Here is a 15670-nt window from a genome sequence, read left to right as displayed (position 1 = left end):
CGCATTCGTGGGAGCTGTTAAGCCTGAAAAAAATTGGCAAATCCTCACACCGTCACCACCTAATCTTTAGCCCTGATGCCTTCTAGCGCTTTTAGGTTGAGATAAAGACATAATTCAATGGCATAGAATTTTACACACCCCCATGATTTTGGACAATTTAGCACCTTGGACGTTAACCAGTCTTGCATGGGATGACAACAACCAAAAGATAACCAGAATTAACTTTACTTCGTAAATCGCAGTTAGTAACTCTTGACTTAGTCAGGAATTGGAGTAAAGTTGTGTGGTTATGGACAGTCGATGCACTAAATCGAGAATTTCTACTGCTGCCAACTGATGTGTTGAGGATGAAGGATGCTATCCTCTGATTACGGTAAAAATATCTGGAATAAGACGGAAAACAGCAAAGAAGTGCAAACAGATAACATTCCGCATCTTGGTAGTAGTCAGCAAAAAATTAAAATTGTCAATCTCACGGGACGGAGATTTGGCAATAGAAGTTTCCGGCAACAATAGGACGATCCCCTTTAGTGGGTATAGGATGTGGACACAATTGATCCGATTACCCAAAATTCCTGACATTCTTTTCCATTCTCAAGTTTTGCGTAGCAGAATCAGAATGAGGTTCTTTCCACAGTCAACAAAGAAAAATGATCGCTTGTGCAATGAACCAGCGATTTAGCTTACGGTAGTTTGGTGGCAGGAGAGAGTGCAGGGTATTTTCGTCCAAAGTGTGCAAATTGTATGCGTGAAAGCTTACCTACGTTTGTAACCAGGGTAACTACAATCACAAAAAAGGGATGCGATAGTGCAGGATGCCTAAAATCAGCGATTCTTCTGGCAAGCCACTTCGTTAAATCTGCGTATTTGTAACTTTGGGAAAATCCGTTAAACTCTTCCCACTCCAACACTTCTCTCCTCGGTCAACAGGGGATAATTAAATGCCTGACAGCTTAGTTGCTGACTCTTCATAGGTCATTTTTCGGTTACGCGTCAGCTATTGATAATTAAAATCATTTCTTCGTTAAGAAAGTTTGTAGATTTTGTTGCGAGTAATTGACAGTAAGTCTGTAACAATCTATTCTTTTAATTATTCAGCTTCTCAAAAAATAGAATAGCAGTAATCACATATCACCAGCTTGCCGTCGTTGATCAGCCGTGATAAATCTTTGGTTTATTCACGATTATTAAGACGAATGTGAGTAGGCATTATGCTGTGTAAATGCTACAAAATTCTCTTAATTAGTTGCAAAAGCTAATTAGGAGTATTTTTGACTAATTACTAGAGAAGAAGATCAGAAACTTTGTTAATTATTGAATATGTTTTTCACTTATTGGTCAAACAGATTCTAGGAAAAAGTATATTCAGCAAGTGAAATAAGTTCTCAGTTAGGAAATTATTAGTGGTGCAAGAAGAACGCTTTGATTTGATGACGAGGGAGTTTCCCAAGCAACTTGATCTTGCAAAATTTTGTATTTACGGTTTGAGTATTGTGTCTGCGAGTCTTTTTCTATTTCTACCCTTTATTAACTTGTTGCATCCGAGTCCTTGGCAGAGATGGATAGGTACGATTCATGACTTTGGGTCTTTGCTAGCGATCGCCACCGGTAACTTAGCTTATATGCGATATCGCGCTGCCGTGCCCTTACCAACTGTATCTGTATTGGTTTAATGGCAATGATGTTTTTTGCTATGGGTGGTCTAGTGGTTTGTCAATTTTGTTTTGAGGGGTTTTTGGTAGTGCGGGCCGAAAAGCCCGCGTGAGCGAGACGCTCACACTACAGTCCCTCATTTCAACCCTGACAGACTACTAGTTACTGAACTTGGTATTGCTAAAATCCACGCATTGTAAAAAGGAATGGGGCTTGTCGCAGGCTACCGCTCAGGAAGAGCGAGAAGAGCAAAAATCATGAACCAAGTGTTGAACATTCAAGAAATAGCGATCGCCCTCACCATACAACCACAAAATCACAGCGTCCTCACACTTGACTTTTTGAAATCTAGCGGCATTGTACCGCAGGATTGGGAACTGGCGCGTCCTTCGGTGTTGAATCAGACAGCAGCACAATTTGTATTTATCAACGGAGTGGCGATCGCTGCACAGCCGAATCGGATTTTATTTTCACAACAGTTGACAAATCAGGAAATAAATGCTGTATCTGTGGGGGCGATCGCACGCAAATATCTAGAAACCTTACCAGAAATTGAATATCAGGGCATTAACACCAGCTTTCGTGGACATGTGGCATTTGACCCCAATCGTCTCTCAGCCAGGGACTACATTGTTAATATACTGCTGGCACCCGGAGCCGGGAAAACCGCAGACTGGGCACCAATACAAACGACAATTCAGTTTACTTATCGCCTGTCTGATGCTTTGCTGGTGCTGGAGATTCACGAAGCAGGGCTGCGGGTGTCAGATCAAGAAGTCGTACCAGTGGTGGTATTTACTGGTAGTTTTGCACGGGGACTAACGCATGAAATCACAGCAGAGCAACGGGTAGGAGTATTAGCGCGAGTGAGCGATCGCACTTCTCAAGATTTGCAGACATATCAAGACTTGATCTGTAATAACTTTTTGCAACTAGTAGTGTGAGCGAGACGCTCACGCGGGCTTTTCGGCCCGCACTACCAAAAACCCCTCAAAACAAAATTGACAAACCACTAGTTAGCCCCGAGGCGCTGTTGCTTACTCCTAAACAAGCTGAGGTATCGAACGATGGAGTCGTGATTCCAGGAATTTGAAGTGAAAAAGCGATCGCTCTTTTCATGCTTTTTTCCACACCACAGATCAACAGATCCCCGACTTCTCAAAGAAGTCGGGGATCTTAATTAAGCGCGAATAATCTAAGAGTAACTAACTCTCCTGAGAATCTGGAGCCGATTTTGCACTCACAGCATCTAAAATCAGTTGCTCTGGATTCGTCGCCGCTGTTTTGGGATCTGGGAAGACAAACCGTAACAAAGGAGGAGCTAAAAAGGTTGTCAGGATCACCATCATGATAATTGCTGCCCCCAGTGGTTTCGAGAGGGCACCACTAGCGGCACCAACACCAGCAAATACCAACCCGACTTCACCTCTAGGAATCATTCCTACACCGATCGCCAAACGGTTAATTCCCGGTTGACCAAATACCGACAATCCTGTAACTACTTTACCAAGAATGGCTACTAAAATCAGGAAACTAGCCATCATTAAACCTTCTTGATTGCTGGGTATTGCTGGATTTAACACTCCTAAATCAGTTTTTGCCCCCACAGTGACAAAGAAAATGGGCACCAGCATATCAGCAATGGGAATAACTTGCTTTTGCAGTTCTTTACGCTTATCCGTCTCCTCCAAGACTAAACCAGCAGCAAAAGCTCCCAAAATAGCCTCCAACTGGATAGCAGCAGCCAGATATGCCATCACAAACGCAAAGATGATTGCTGGTATCACCAACTCACCCCGTGTCTTGAGTACGTCAACGATCGCCACAAAAGTCTTATTGAAAACGTTGCCCAACAGAATTGCACCCAGTAAGAAAGCCGTAGCACTAACAATCAGATAAATGACTTTAGTTACATCTACCTCACCATCTTTAGCTAGGCTAGCAACCACTGCTAAAACAATGATTCCCAACACATCATCAATAATGGCAGCACCCAAAATAATCTGCCCTTCTCTAGAATTGAGCCGCCCCAATTCTGATAGCACCTTAGAAGTAATGCCAATACTAGTAGCAGTCAAAGCCGCCCCCGCAAAAATTGCCGGTACAGCACTAATACCAAACAAAGTCATCAACCCGATAGTACCCGCAGCGAAGGGTACTACTACCCCCACCACAGCTACGACAAAGGCTTGGGGACCAACTGCCATCAAGTCCTTTAAGTTAGACTCCAAGCCAATTTCAAACAACAGGATGATCACACCCAGCTCTGCCAAAACCGAAATCACCTCAGATTGGGCAGCAAACACCCCCTCAGCGGCTTGTGGACTCAACCCAGCAGTGCTTTGCAAGAATGAGATGATGAGGGAATTAGAACTGTCTGTACCACCTTCTGGAAACACCAACAGGTGCAAAACAGAAAGTCCGACTACTACACCGCCTACAAGTTCGCCCAAGACAGGTGGTAAACCCACTCGGTTAGATAACTCCCCACCAACTTTGCTAGCCAGGTAAATTACTACTAAACTCAGCAGCACAGCTGCTATTACCATTGAACTGTCAACTGCTGCTGTTGCGATCGCCAGCAGAGGAAAAGAGAAGTTGATTGCATCTAAAAACTGCATTGGTTCTGTGAAAATCCTTCTCTTTATTTTTAACTCTTTATGGAAAGTGACTATTTTGAGACTTTCGGTAATTTTTTAAGTTTCCAAAAATGTAACCATTGAGACTTTTGACTTTACCAATGTCAAAGTAGGAACATCAAGATTGTATCCATTCAATCCCACAAAGCTAGAGCGATCGCATCTGTAGAAACGTTGCTATGCAATATTTCTATGCAGATTGGTTGATATGCTTGTTGGACAGCATCTGTAAAATATTTTGAGAGGAGTGCAAATTGTATGCATAGAACTGCTTTATCCAGTTCTCGGTTTCGTGCTGGAAACTTCTGGAAAATTCTCCCTTGGACATTGCTGGTATGTGTAATTTTTATTCAGCCCAGTTCAGCGCAAGAAAAAGAAAAATTATGGCGCACCTTAACTGTCAGTGGCCGCGGGATGGAATCCATTCCTACTACCCTATCTCAAGTCAATTTGGGGGTAGAAGTTCAAGGTAAAACAGCCCAGGAAGTACAGCAAGAGGCAGCTCGTAGGTCATCGGCTGTAGTAGCACTGCTGAAAAGCCGGAATGTGGAAAAATTACAAACTACTGGCATCACCCTTAACCCAGTTTATAGCTATACGAATAATGTGCAGCGCATTACTGGGTATGCAGCCAGCAACACTGTGAGTTTTCGGATAGCGACAGAGAAAGCTGGTACATTATTGGATGAAGCCGTCAAAGCAGGAGCATCGCAAATCAACGGCATTAGTTTTGTGGCTACTGATGAAGCGATCGCCACTGCTCAAAAACAAGCACTCAAAGAAGCTACCCAAGACGCTCGACAGCAAGCTGATGCTGTATTCAACGCTCTTGGTTTCCAGCCCAAAGAAGTGGTGAGTATTCAAATTAATGGTGCTAGTCCCCCGCCACCACCAATGTTACAGCGTGCGGATTTTGCCAAAGTCACAAGTGCTAATGCTTCCACTCCCGTCGTTGGTGGCGAACAGCAGGTAGAAGCATCGGTGACATTGCAAATTAGTTACTGATATTGGGGAATAGGGGATAGGCAAGAGTCAAGAGTCAAGAGTCAAAACCCTAGTTCTTCCCCCTGCTCCCAGTCCCCAGTCCCCAGTCCCCAGTCCCCAGTCCCCAATTTAGAAATTCTCCGAGGATAAATCTGCACCGCCATCGCCATCGCGTTTGGAACCCAACAACTCAAGTTGGTCTACTCTAATCACGGGTGTAGAACGAGCTGCTCCAGAATTGCGATCGCTCCATGTGTCAAATTTTAAGGAACCTTTGATGCCAATCAGGCTTCCTTTACGTACATAATTGCCCGCAATTTCTGCTGTTTTGTCCCATAATTCTAAAGTGAACCAGTCAGGTTCATCTCTGTTGCGCGATCGCCGATTCACAGCTAGTGTTAATCTACACTTAACACTACCTGACTCAAAATATTTAATATCTGGGTCGCTGCCTACACGACCGACGAGAGTGACAACGTTGATACTCATGTTCGTTACCTTTCAGTACAGGTGTACTTATTAGTTGAGAGTTCTATGATAGCGAATTGTGAAACTTGTGAAAATATGTTAAATATCTAACAACAGGGTGTTGACTAATAATGATACAAATTAGTCTAGATATCCTCAAAAAATATACGGATAAATTGAAATACTCCAAGAATATCAAAAATTAGAAGCCTGAGATGTAGTAAAAATAGCCGAAAGTTATCTAAAAAATAGCCAGCTTTACTGGACTCAGGATAAAAAACGTAATAGAATCCAGCACGGTTAACTTTTACCGTTGTAGTCACAAGTATCGCAAATAGGGGGCGTAGAGACGCGTGGGTCTGTTCAGGAACTTTCGCTCATCGTGGGACATGGGTATCGACCTCGGTACTGCCAATACCCTCGTTTACGTATCTGGTAAAGGTATTGTACTTCAAGAGCCTTCTGTAGTTGCTATCGATGTCAATGAAAAGGTAGCACTAGCAGTCGGAGAAGATGCTAAAAAAATGCTTGGTCGAACACCTGGAAACGTGATTGCACTGCGCCCTTTGCGCGATGGTGTAATCGCTGACTTCGATACAGCTGAGTTGATGCTCAAAAGCTTCATCCAGCGCGTAAATGAAGGCAGGAGTCTAATTCTACCCCGGATTGTCATCGGCATTCCTAGCGGTGTCACCGGAGTGGAAAGACGAGCTGTGATGGATGCAGCGACTCAAGCTGGAGCCAGAGAAGTTTATTTAATTGATGAACCAGTAGCAGCCGCAATTGGTGCAGGACTACCAGTAGCCGAACCAACTGGTAACATGATCATTGATATTGGCGGCGGCACAACAGAAGTTGCTGTCCTGAGTCTCCAAGGTACAGTAATTAGCGAATCAGTACGCATTGCGGGGGATGAACTGACGGAAGCCATCACCCAATATATGAAGAAAGTTCATAACTTAGTGATTGGAGAACGTACTGCGGAGGACATCAAAATTCGCATTGGTTCTGCTTATCCCACTCACGAAGATGGTGATGCGATGATGGAAGTCCGAGGCTTACATCTACTTTCTGGCTTGCCTCGAACTGTGACAATCAAAGGGCCAGAAATTCGTGAGAGTATGTTGGAACCGCTATCGGTAATTGTTGAAGCGGTGAAGCGGACATTGGAACGCACACCGCCAGAACTAGCAGCCGACATTATTGACAGAGGTATTATGTTAGCTGGTGGCGGTGCCTTGCTCAAAGGTATAGACACCCTAATTAGCCATGAGACAGGCATTGTCACACACATTGCAGCTGATCCCTTAAGCTGTGTTGTGCTAGGAACAGGTCGTGTATTGGAAAACTTCAAACAACTGGAACGAGTTTTCAGCGGACGTTCTCGCAACATGTAGCAAAAAAGTACCAAATCTGAGATTCTATGTATAGAATCAAACAAATATTGGGTTCTATGTATAGAACCCAATATTTTTTAAACTTAATTGAAAATATAAAAACAGGGTTGAGATGGTGGTACTACGTAGGTGGTGGGATCGGAAAGCGTTACAAGTTGGGTTATTAACTCTCATAGTAGGTAGTGCTTGGATATTAAGACAAACTCAAGGCGCACTTCTACTAGAGGTTTACCAGGGAATTACCCGGCCGCTGCAAATGTTGCAGACAGGGCCAACTCCAGAAGAACAGCTGAGAGATGCGCGCTCTTTAGAATTGCAAACACGCATAGTTGATCTAGAAACTCAAAATAAAAAATTAAAAGATTTATTGAGTTACGTAGAAAAAGAACCAGTTTCATCGAAACCAATTCCGGCGCGGGTGGTGGGGCGCAGTGCTGACCATTGGTGGCAGCAAGTCACCCTGAATCGTGGCACGAACTCAGGAATTCAGGAAGGCTTTATAGTCAAGGCAGAAGGCGGATTAGTGGGTTTGGTAGAAAGTGTAACTCCCAATACTAGCCGTGTACTGCTTATCAGTGACCTCAAAAGTCAAGTGGGTGTAACAATTAGTCGCACAGCTGCAAAAGGCGTTCTCAGGGGAGATTCTTCGGCTGAGGCGGTGCTAGAGTTCCTGGAGAAAGTCCCAAATGTGAAAGTGGGAGATTTTGTGTCTACATCGACCTACAGTCAAAAGTTTCCTTCTGGTTTGGCCATAGGAAGAATTAAGTCTCTGGATTTGGCGAAACTGCCAACATCAGTGGCAAAAGTGGAGTTATTTCCACCGATTCGTTCACTAGATTGGGTTGCTGTATACCCGAAACTGGAAAACCCAGAGTTAGCAAACCAACAGTCGCAAAAGTCTAATTAGATTCTAGAAAATTGCTCAAAACAATGAAGATTCCGGCATTTGGTGACCGCAGGCAAAAAAAGCCAAAATCGTCAGAGCGAAAATTCCATATCTCAACTAAGCCACTTGCTAGTTGGCGTCCGCGTACACGTCAACTACTGGATTGGACGGTGACGATCGCATCTGTTTTATTATGTTTGTTAATGTTGCCAACCCGCTTCCCAGGAATGGAATTATTAGGGATAGGGCCAAATTGGTTATTAATTTGGGTGGTAGCTTGGAGTGTGAAGCGCACAGTTTGGGCGGGGGCATTTGCGGGGATAATTTTGGGGCTACTTCAAGATGCCATGACTGCACCTAACCCTAGTCACGCAGTGACTTTGGGGGTAGTAGGAATGCTAACTAGTTTGATTCAGAAGCAGCGTTTTATTGAGGAAGACTTTATTTCTATTGCTTTAATTGTCTTTGCTATGGCAGTAATTGCAGAAACTATCTTTGGCTTGCAATTGACTTGGATGGGCGATATCGATGGCGGAGACAGCCTCAGCAAAAAAGAATATATCTGGACATATTACCAGCGTGTTGCCCTGTCCTCTGCTATTCTCAGCAGTCTTTGGGCACCTGTAGTTTATTATCCCCTGAATCATTGGTGGCAACAGATAAAATTGTTAGAGCAATCTTAAATCCCCATAAGCGATCGCTTGTTGTTATATTCTGATTCAGCAACACTAGAAAGTAGATGCGATCGTATAGCCAAAGTTTGCACCCGCAAGGGTTGGGATTGCTACCCTGCGGGAACGCTCCGCGAACATTTCGCTTCGCTCCATTTGCAATGACATTGTGTAATTAATTATGTTTAACTACTTAAAAGAACTGGCGTGCGGGGTTTGACTCTCCGTCAATTGTTCCTCCTGCCCTCTGCCTCCTTGTAAGTTAAGATTGCCAAATATAGCAGTTATCGGTTGAGTCCAATACACTCTTAGGGGCACGGCAATGCCCATTGGTGTCAACTTGACGTGAAACCACGCCAAACACATAGCCCGCCTCCGAATGAATTCGGAGTCTAATAGCAAAAGTCATCTAAAGATGACTAAAAATCATCACAAATCCTTAGTCTACTTCAGTAGACTTATGCTATTAGCCTGGGAATTCATTCCCAGGCGGGTGAGGAGTCCAAGCGTAAAGCTATTTTTAGCTTAAGTTGACACGTATGGGCAATGCTGTGCTACTACACGCGACGATATAATTTTGTATTGCATCCAAGTGAGAACCGCTATATAAAACCCAAACATTACTGTTAAAAGCTCACGCAAAATACCAGCTAGCGTGGAAAATATTGAGAGTGTTGCCCAAAAATCATGGATAATTCCCCAGTGGTTGCTCAAGCAGATGCATCTCTACCTAACTACACTCTGGAAAATACGCTGCCAATGGATTCAACTGAGAAAAAGGCAGGAAGTGACTTTGATCGGCTAATGATGCGGCGGTGTTTGGAACTCGCTCGTCAAGCTTTGGGGCGCACTTCTCCAAATCCCTTAGTGGGGGCAGTAATTGTTAAAGATGGGGAAATTATTGGGGAAGGGTTCCATCCCCGTGCAGGTGAACCCCATGCAGAAGTTTTTGCTTTGAGAGCGGCTGGTGATGCAGCCCGTGGTGCCACAATCTATGTCAGTCTGGAACCTTGTAATCACTACGGACGCACTCCCCCTTGTTCTGAAGGGTTGATTCAGGCTGGGGTGTCCAAAGTGGTAGTAGGGATGGTTGACCCTAATCCACTGGTAGCAGGTGGTGGCATTGCCCGTCTATGTGCGGCGGGGATAGAAGTGGTGGTAGGAGTGGAACAAGAGGCTTGTCAGCAGCTAAATGAAGGGTTTGTGCATCGTATTCTCCACAAACGACCTTTGGGGATTTTGAAATATGCCATGACTTTAGATGGCAAAATTGCTACTACTTCTGGTCACAGTGCTTGGGTGACAAATCAAGATGCCCGTAGTGAGGTACATTTACTACGGGCATCTTGTGATGCGGTTATTGTCGGTGGTAATACGGTGCGGCAGGATAATCCTTACTTAACGAGCCATCAGGTAGGGTTCCATAATCCCTTGCGAGTGGTGATGAGTCGTCAGCTAAATTTACCGGAAAATGCCCGCCTGTGGGAAACTACAGAGGCTCCTACTTTGGTGTTGACGGAGGTAGGCAGCTCTCCTGATTTTAGAGAATTATTGCTTAAACAGGGTGTGGAAGTGGTGGAATTTACATCACTTACTCCAGAGCAAGTCATGGCGCATTTGTATGATCGGGGTGTTTGTAGCGTTCTGTGGGAATGTGGTGGTACATTAGCTGCCAGTGCGATCGCTCAAGGAGCAGTACAAAAAATCCTCGCCTTTATTGCACCAAAAATCATTGGTGGTAATTATGCACCTACTCCTGTAGGGGACTTGGGTTTTACCTCTATGACAGAGGCTTTACCCTTGGAACGTGTCCGTTGGCGTGTGGTAGGTTCTGACTGCTTAGTAGAAGGTTATTTGCCCCAAACCAGATCATAAGTTCATTGGTGAATAGGCAATAACTAAGAGTTATGATTTGTGCTTATTGTCTAGTGACTAATGTAGTGTTGTCGGATCTCAAAATTCCGGAAATTCTCACCAATGATGTCACTTGCTTGCAACTGGTAAACCCGTCCAACAAATGACGATCCTCGTGATTAACTTTACTTGTGCCGATCCACTGATTAACACTGTCGCTCATAAGCAAGATCGCGAATCAGGGCGAGTCGCGATTGGATGTAGTCACTGAGATAATCAGTTTCGTTTTTTTCTAACAACACTTGGGTGTTGGTTTGTTTTACTAGCCACTGCACCAAGCTAGCATCATCTAGCTGCAAGAGGGTCTTTGCATGAGCAGTTTCAACTACAGACCAAAGCTGACGCATAATCGTAGGAGTCATCAGACCTCAATTTAATTATTCGCTTAGTTGTTTTCAGATTACACAATTTCGGCAGCAAATCACCGCATAAATGTCGAAGCTGAGATAAGTATTATCAAAGGCTTAATAAAGCGATTTATAACTTTATGTACATTAAGAATCAAACGAATTAGCAAACTTTCGTAGCGTATTTAGGTATTCGTTAGTATTCAGAATGCAGGAGTCAATAGCTTATTTATTCTGACTTCTGACTTATTCTTTGTCAATCTTCATACTCTACCCAACTGTTAGGCGTTTCTGAAACCCTGACTTTTAGTTGCACTCCTACCGGTACTTGTTTCTTGGTTTGGTCATAAATATACTTGGCAATCATCTCAGCCGTTGTTTCGTATTCTGGAGGCAAGACTTCGTTAAGAATACAGTGATCCAGTCCCCCCTTAGTCACATCTTGTTTAGCCCAACGCAAGGTTTTAAAGTCGGCTACCATCACGGAATGTGGGCAGTATTCTGAAGAGTGCAACTGTGATGATGTGGCTTCTATGTGGACTTTATAAGTATGTCCATGCATCCGACCACAAGGACCATCATAATCTTTGATGTAGTGAGCACTGTCAAATGTAAATTCTGTAGTGAGTTTCCATTTAGGCATTTGATATCACCTCTGATTAATTATTAAATTTAGTTTCCATTTAGGCATTTGATATCACCTCTGATTAATTATTAAATATAGCAATCCGGTAATAGGCAATAGGCAATATAGGAATCCGGTTTGATTATTGAAAAAATTCCGTACACTTTAATCTTAAGTGTAGGGTGGGCATTGCCCACCAAAACCCGGATGTGGTGGGCAATGCCCAACGCCACTCCTCTCAACGCGGGAAACCCGCGCACGAGGGTGGCTCCCCTACATGTATTTCAGAAATCAAATATGAGTCCTATATGTAGAAGGGTTTGAGCCTACTTCATTTTTCTTCACATATTTTATATTTACTAAGAAAGTAGGTAGGGCTATGCCTAGGCTGCTGATTTTGATGGAATTTCCCGGTTTTTGGTTCACGCTACTTTTGTGTCATTGCGAACGCTCCGCTGGCAGTGACTAGACATATTTTGCATGATTTTTTATACCAATTTGAAGAATGATCGCTACAGATGTAGTGGCGTGTCAAGGCTAAAATGGTGCATTAGGTGTAGGTTGGGTGGAGCGTAAAGCCTACGGCATAGCTTCTCTTCGATACGCTATTCGCGTAGCTTGCTTCCCCTCAGGGGTACGCTTAACGCGTAGCGTCTCTAAGAGAAGCGCAACCCGACATATATCAGGATGTTGAGTTACGCAAAGCCTCCAACGCCACTTGCTACAACATGAGAAACCCGCGCAACGCAGTGCATTGGTGTCAACTTAACGTGAAACCCATATCCCGCCTCAGAATGAATTCTGAGTCTAATAGCAAAAGTAAGCTAAAGCTAACTAAAAATTATCATTTATCCCCAGTTTACTTTAGTAAACTTTGCCTATTAGCCTTGGAATTCATTCCCGTCCGTGGTAGGTAATTGCAATAAGCCATCTGTGGCTTAAGTTGACACCTATGAACGCAGTGGCTCCCCAACCTAATTTTTTGCAACTCTCGTCCGCCTGTGCAGACTGAGGAAAAATTAAGGATTTGAAACCTGCGGAGGCAGGTTTTGTTTGTGTAGACGCGGTTTATAACCGCCCACTAATGTAAAGATGTACGCCCCTACTATTCATGGATTGCAAAGATTTTTGTCAATGGTATAAGTCGTGAATAAATTCAAATAATTATTTAGCAAAATTGAAGAACCATCAACGAATTCCGCAGATAAGTCCGATTAGTGACTACTCACCAAAAATGCCTAAAAGGTAACCACCGTGGGATTATAAGTTCAGGGGATTTTTTTGCTGGGCTATTATAAAATCGTAAATTTACTGAAGGCATATGTCGGTTTTATCTTATAAATTAAATCGTATAAATAGTAAGTATTAAAAGCTAAAAATATGACAAAGAAAATTCTGAATTTTGTAGAAGTTCAAAAAAATAATACAAATCGTGTCGATGGGCTTGGTGGGAGCTTCTTTGCCGCCATCAGCCTCGACGGTAAATTCCTCTATGCATCTGGGTATGATGACTCGGCGGTGGTGGTATTTGAGCGCAATCAACAAACAGGTGAGTTGACTTTTGTAGAAGTTCAAAAAGATGATATAAATGGCGTTGATGGGCTTGGTAGTGCTGAAGCCCTCGCTCTCAGCCCCGACGGCAAATTCCTCTATGTTCCAGGATATAGTGACTCGGCGGTAGCGGTGTTTGAGCGCAATCAACAAACAGGCCATCTGAGTTTTGTAGAAGTTCAAAAAGATGATACAAATGGTGTCGATGGACTTGCTAATGCCACTTCTGTAACTGTCAGCCCTGATGGCAAATTCCTCTATGCTACTGGATATGGTGACTCGGCGGTAGCAGTATTTGAGCGTGATGAGCAAACAGGCCAGCTGAGTTTTGTAGAAGTTCAAAAAGATGATACAAATGGTGTCGATGGACTTGCTGGTGCCCTCTTCGTAACTGTTAGCCCCGACGGCAAATTCCTCTATGCTGCTGGAGCTGATGAGTCGGCGGTATCGGTGTTTGAGCGCGATGAACAAACAGGTCAGCTGAGTTTTGTGGAAGTTCAAAAAGATGATACAAATGGTGTCGATGGACTTGCTGCTGTCAACTCCGTAGCTGTCAGCCCCGACGGCAAATTTCTCTATGCTGCTGGATTTGGGGACTCAGCGCTGGCGGTGTTTGAGCGCGATGAACAAACAGGCAAGTTGACTTTTGTAGAAGTTCAAAAAGATAATATAAATGGCGTCGATGGACTTAATGCTGCCACTTCTGTAACTGTCAGCCCCAACGGGAAATATCTCTATGCTACTGGATATTATGATTCAGCAGTAGCAGTATTTGAGCGCAATCAAGAAACAGGTGAGTTGACTTTTGTAGAAGTTCAAAAAGATGATACAGATGGCGTCGATGGACTTGCTGCTGCCACTTCTGTAACTCTCAGCCCTGACGGGAAACATCTCTATGCATCTGGATCTTATGACTCGGCGGTGGTGGTGTTTAGTACGCCTTTCAACCATGCGCCAGAGGTGGCGAATGAAATTCAGGATCAAGAAGCCACTGAAGATAGTGTCTTCAACTTCACCGTTCCAGTTGACACCTTCAGCGATGCAGATGCTCAAGACATCCTCACTTACACTGCTACTCTGGTAAATGATGATTTACTACCCACTTGGCTGAACTTCAATCCTACTACCCTTACCTTCACTGGCACTCCCACAAATAACGATCTGGGTAGTCTAGACATCAAAGTTACCGCTAAAGATATTGCTGGAGATCAAGCCAGTGATGTATTTACACTTGCAGTTGATGAAAAGACAGCTGTTAATATCCAATCCACTAGCCTACTGACAAAAATTACAGGCGATATCTTTAGTATTAAGACAAAACTCAACATTAAAGGTGATAAAGCAAAACTCTCAATCAAGATTAAAACCAACGCCTCCAAACAGGTAGATGAACTGTGTGTATTTAATGTTGATGATGATGAAGGTAAGATTGACGGCATAGCCCCTGGTGCAGAAGGCTATGCAAAAGTGGCTCTTTTGCGTTCCAAGGTGATTTTCTGCTCCCTTGGCAATTCGCCTAATGGTTTTAATACCACTGACTCCACAAACATATTAGAATTTGAGTCTAATACCAAACTCCGATTCTATATGATATCCAACAGTACTACCCAAGCTGTACTGTCTGGAAAAGCCTCTTTCTCAAGTGTCGTTTTTTCCTCAGCTACCAATAGCAACACAGAAAATGAAGGATTTTCTCTCAACTTCCAGGATTTGGTTGTCACGGTTGAAGCAACAAATCAACAGGTAACTTTGGGTACAGGTTTGCAAGGCAAAAAGGAAGGGGAACTGATTGATTTACGTGGTGTAGGACAATCGGTGAAGGCTGACTTTAAGGTTCACAGAGAAGCTGCATTCAACAACTTTGTGGGATTCTATAAAGTTGCTGATGAAAGTGGTGGTATTGACACCAATGGCGATGGTAAAGCAGATATTCTTGTTGGACAGGCTGGTTACGCCGAAGCCGCCATCCGTGGGCGTGTTGCAGGTATTGACTTGACGGTAACCAACCAAGGTACAGCCTCTTACACCGGTACTTTTGGGGCTGATTCGTTGTTTGCACCCTTTATAATTGTCGATGGCAAACCCGATGCCTTTTTTGATAGTAATGCCAATAATGATCCCAAGCTTTACTTCGCATTCTTGGGTGCTAATACAGATAAGACAGATCACATTCGTTTGTTGGGGAACAACTCCTTTGGCTTTGAAGATTTAGCAAATGGTGGTGACAAAGATTACAACGATGTGATTGTGCAGATCAGTTTGACTGCTAATGCTGTGTAAGGGAACTCCCAGTGTTGGCTTTAGACAACACCGGGGTGGGGTAAAGCGTATGTGGGACAAGCGTTAAAATCTTGTAGTTTAGCGATCGCATCCTCCAGGGCGCTCCGTGCAATTGCTTCCACTAACATTCCCTCTCTTGACTATTCCTGCGATACTTCTACTGTCAGTGTGGTAGTTTATACAGGCTGACTCATCATTGTTAAGAGTTAGACTTCTACGCCTCTCCGTATTCTCTCTTAGTCTTGTTCAGAAATC

The 15670-nt window shown here is 43.7% G+C and carries 13 protein-coding genes; 9 read left to right on the top strand and 4 right to left on the bottom strand.

Going from position 1 to position 15670, the window contains the following annotated elements:
• Positions 1–354: 354 nt before the first annotated feature.
• From CAL7507_RS32200 to CAL7507_RS04225, 3 genes are all read left to right on the top strand, one after another.
• Positions 355–516 (top strand): hypothetical protein, encoded by a 162-nt coding sequence (locus CAL7507_RS32200; protein WP_015127189.1) that lies wholly within the window; start codon positions 355–357, stop codon positions 514–516.
• Between the two features lie 887 nt (positions 517–1403).
• Positions 1404–1673 carry a hypothetical protein gene (locus tag CAL7507_RS04230; protein WP_015127188.1) on the top strand — a complete coding sequence of 90 codons (270 nt, stop codon included), beginning with the start codon at positions 1404–1406 and terminating at the stop codon, positions 1671–1673.
• A 237-nt stretch (positions 1674–1910) separates the two neighbouring features.
• Positions 1911–2597, top strand: coding sequence for a hypothetical protein (locus CAL7507_RS04225; protein ID WP_015127187.1), 687 nt, complete (start codon positions 1911–1913; stop codon positions 2595–2597).
• A 261-nt stretch (positions 2598–2858) separates the two neighbouring features.
• Here the strand turns inward: CAL7507_RS04225 and CAL7507_RS04220 are convergent, their stop codons facing one another.
• Positions 2859–4274 (bottom strand): cation:proton antiporter, encoded by a 1416-nt coding sequence (locus CAL7507_RS04220; RefSeq protein WP_015127186.1) that lies wholly within the window; start codon positions 4272–4274, stop codon positions 2859–2861.
• Positions 4275–4550: 276 nt separating this feature from the next.
• Here CAL7507_RS04220 and CAL7507_RS04215 point away from each other — a divergent pair, with 276 nt between their 5' ends.
• A complete protein-coding gene (locus CAL7507_RS04215; protein ID WP_015127185.1) occupies positions 4551–5297 on the top strand; it encodes an SIMPL domain-containing protein in 747 nt (248 codons plus the stop codon).
• A 108-nt stretch (positions 5298–5405) separates the two neighbouring features.
• On the opposite strand, the gene CAL7507_RS04210 is transcribed toward CAL7507_RS04215, so the two are convergent.
• Positions 5406–5765, bottom strand: a complete 360-nt coding sequence (locus tag CAL7507_RS04210; RefSeq protein WP_015127184.1) for a single-stranded DNA-binding protein — start codon at positions 5763–5765, stop codon at positions 5406–5408.
• Between the two features lie 368 nt (positions 5766–6133).
• Between CAL7507_RS04210 and CAL7507_RS04205 the strand changes: the two genes are divergently transcribed.
• The 4 genes from CAL7507_RS04205 to ribD all read left to right on the top strand — a co-directional run bounded on the left by CAL7507_RS04205 (position 6134) and on the right by ribD (position 10573).
• The gene (locus CAL7507_RS04205) at positions 6134–7141 is read left to right on the top strand and encodes a rod shape-determining protein (RefSeq protein WP_015127183.1); all 1008 of its coding nucleotides are present in this window, start codon (positions 6134–6136) and stop codon (positions 7139–7141) included.
• A 112-nt stretch (positions 7142–7253) separates the two neighbouring features.
• On the top strand, positions 7254–8048 hold the full coding sequence (gene mreC, locus CAL7507_RS04200; RefSeq protein ID WP_015127181.1) for a rod shape-determining protein MreC: 795 nt from the start codon (positions 7254–7256) through the stop codon (positions 8046–8048).
• A 23-nt stretch (positions 8049–8071) separates the two neighbouring features.
• Positions 8072–8710, top strand: a complete 639-nt coding sequence (mreD, locus tag CAL7507_RS04195) for a rod shape-determining protein MreD (protein WP_015127180.1) — start codon at positions 8072–8074, stop codon at positions 8708–8710.
• Positions 8711–9385: 675 nt separating this feature from the next.
• Positions 9386–10573, top strand: coding sequence for a bifunctional diaminohydroxyphosphoribosylaminopyrimidine deaminase/5-amino-6-(5-phosphoribosylamino)uracil reductase RibD (gene ribD / locus CAL7507_RS04190; RefSeq protein ID WP_015127178.1), 1188 nt, complete (start codon positions 9386–9388; stop codon positions 10571–10573).
• Between the two features lie 185 nt (positions 10574–10758).
• On the opposite strand, the gene CAL7507_RS04185 is transcribed toward ribD, so the two are convergent.
• Both CAL7507_RS04185 and CAL7507_RS04180 read right to left on the bottom strand, forming a co-directional pair.
• Positions 10759–10974: a hypothetical protein gene (locus CAL7507_RS04185; protein ID WP_015127177.1), complete on the bottom strand. Its 216-nt coding sequence runs from the start codon at positions 10972–10974 to the stop codon at positions 10759–10761.
• A 241-nt stretch (positions 10975–11215) separates the two neighbouring features.
• Positions 11216–11602, bottom strand: coding sequence for a 6-carboxytetrahydropterin synthase (locus tag CAL7507_RS04180; protein ID WP_015127176.1), 387 nt, complete (start codon positions 11600–11602; stop codon positions 11216–11218).
• Between the two features lie 1362 nt (positions 11603–12964).
• On the opposite strand from CAL7507_RS04180, the gene CAL7507_RS30060 reads away from it, so the two are divergent.
• Positions 12965–15415: a beta-propeller fold lactonase family protein gene (locus tag CAL7507_RS30060; RefSeq protein WP_015127175.1), complete on the top strand. Its 2451-nt coding sequence runs from the start codon at positions 12965–12967 to the stop codon at positions 15413–15415.
• Positions 15416–15670 lie beyond the last annotated feature (255 nt).

This window comes from Calothrix sp. PCC 7507, assembly GCF_000316575.1.
Classification (GTDB): domain Bacteria; phylum Cyanobacteriota; class Cyanobacteriia; order Cyanobacteriales; family Nostocaceae; genus Fortiea.
The sequence above is the reverse complement of the archived record's forward strand: the minus strand, read 5'-3'. Positions and strand labels throughout refer to the sequence as shown.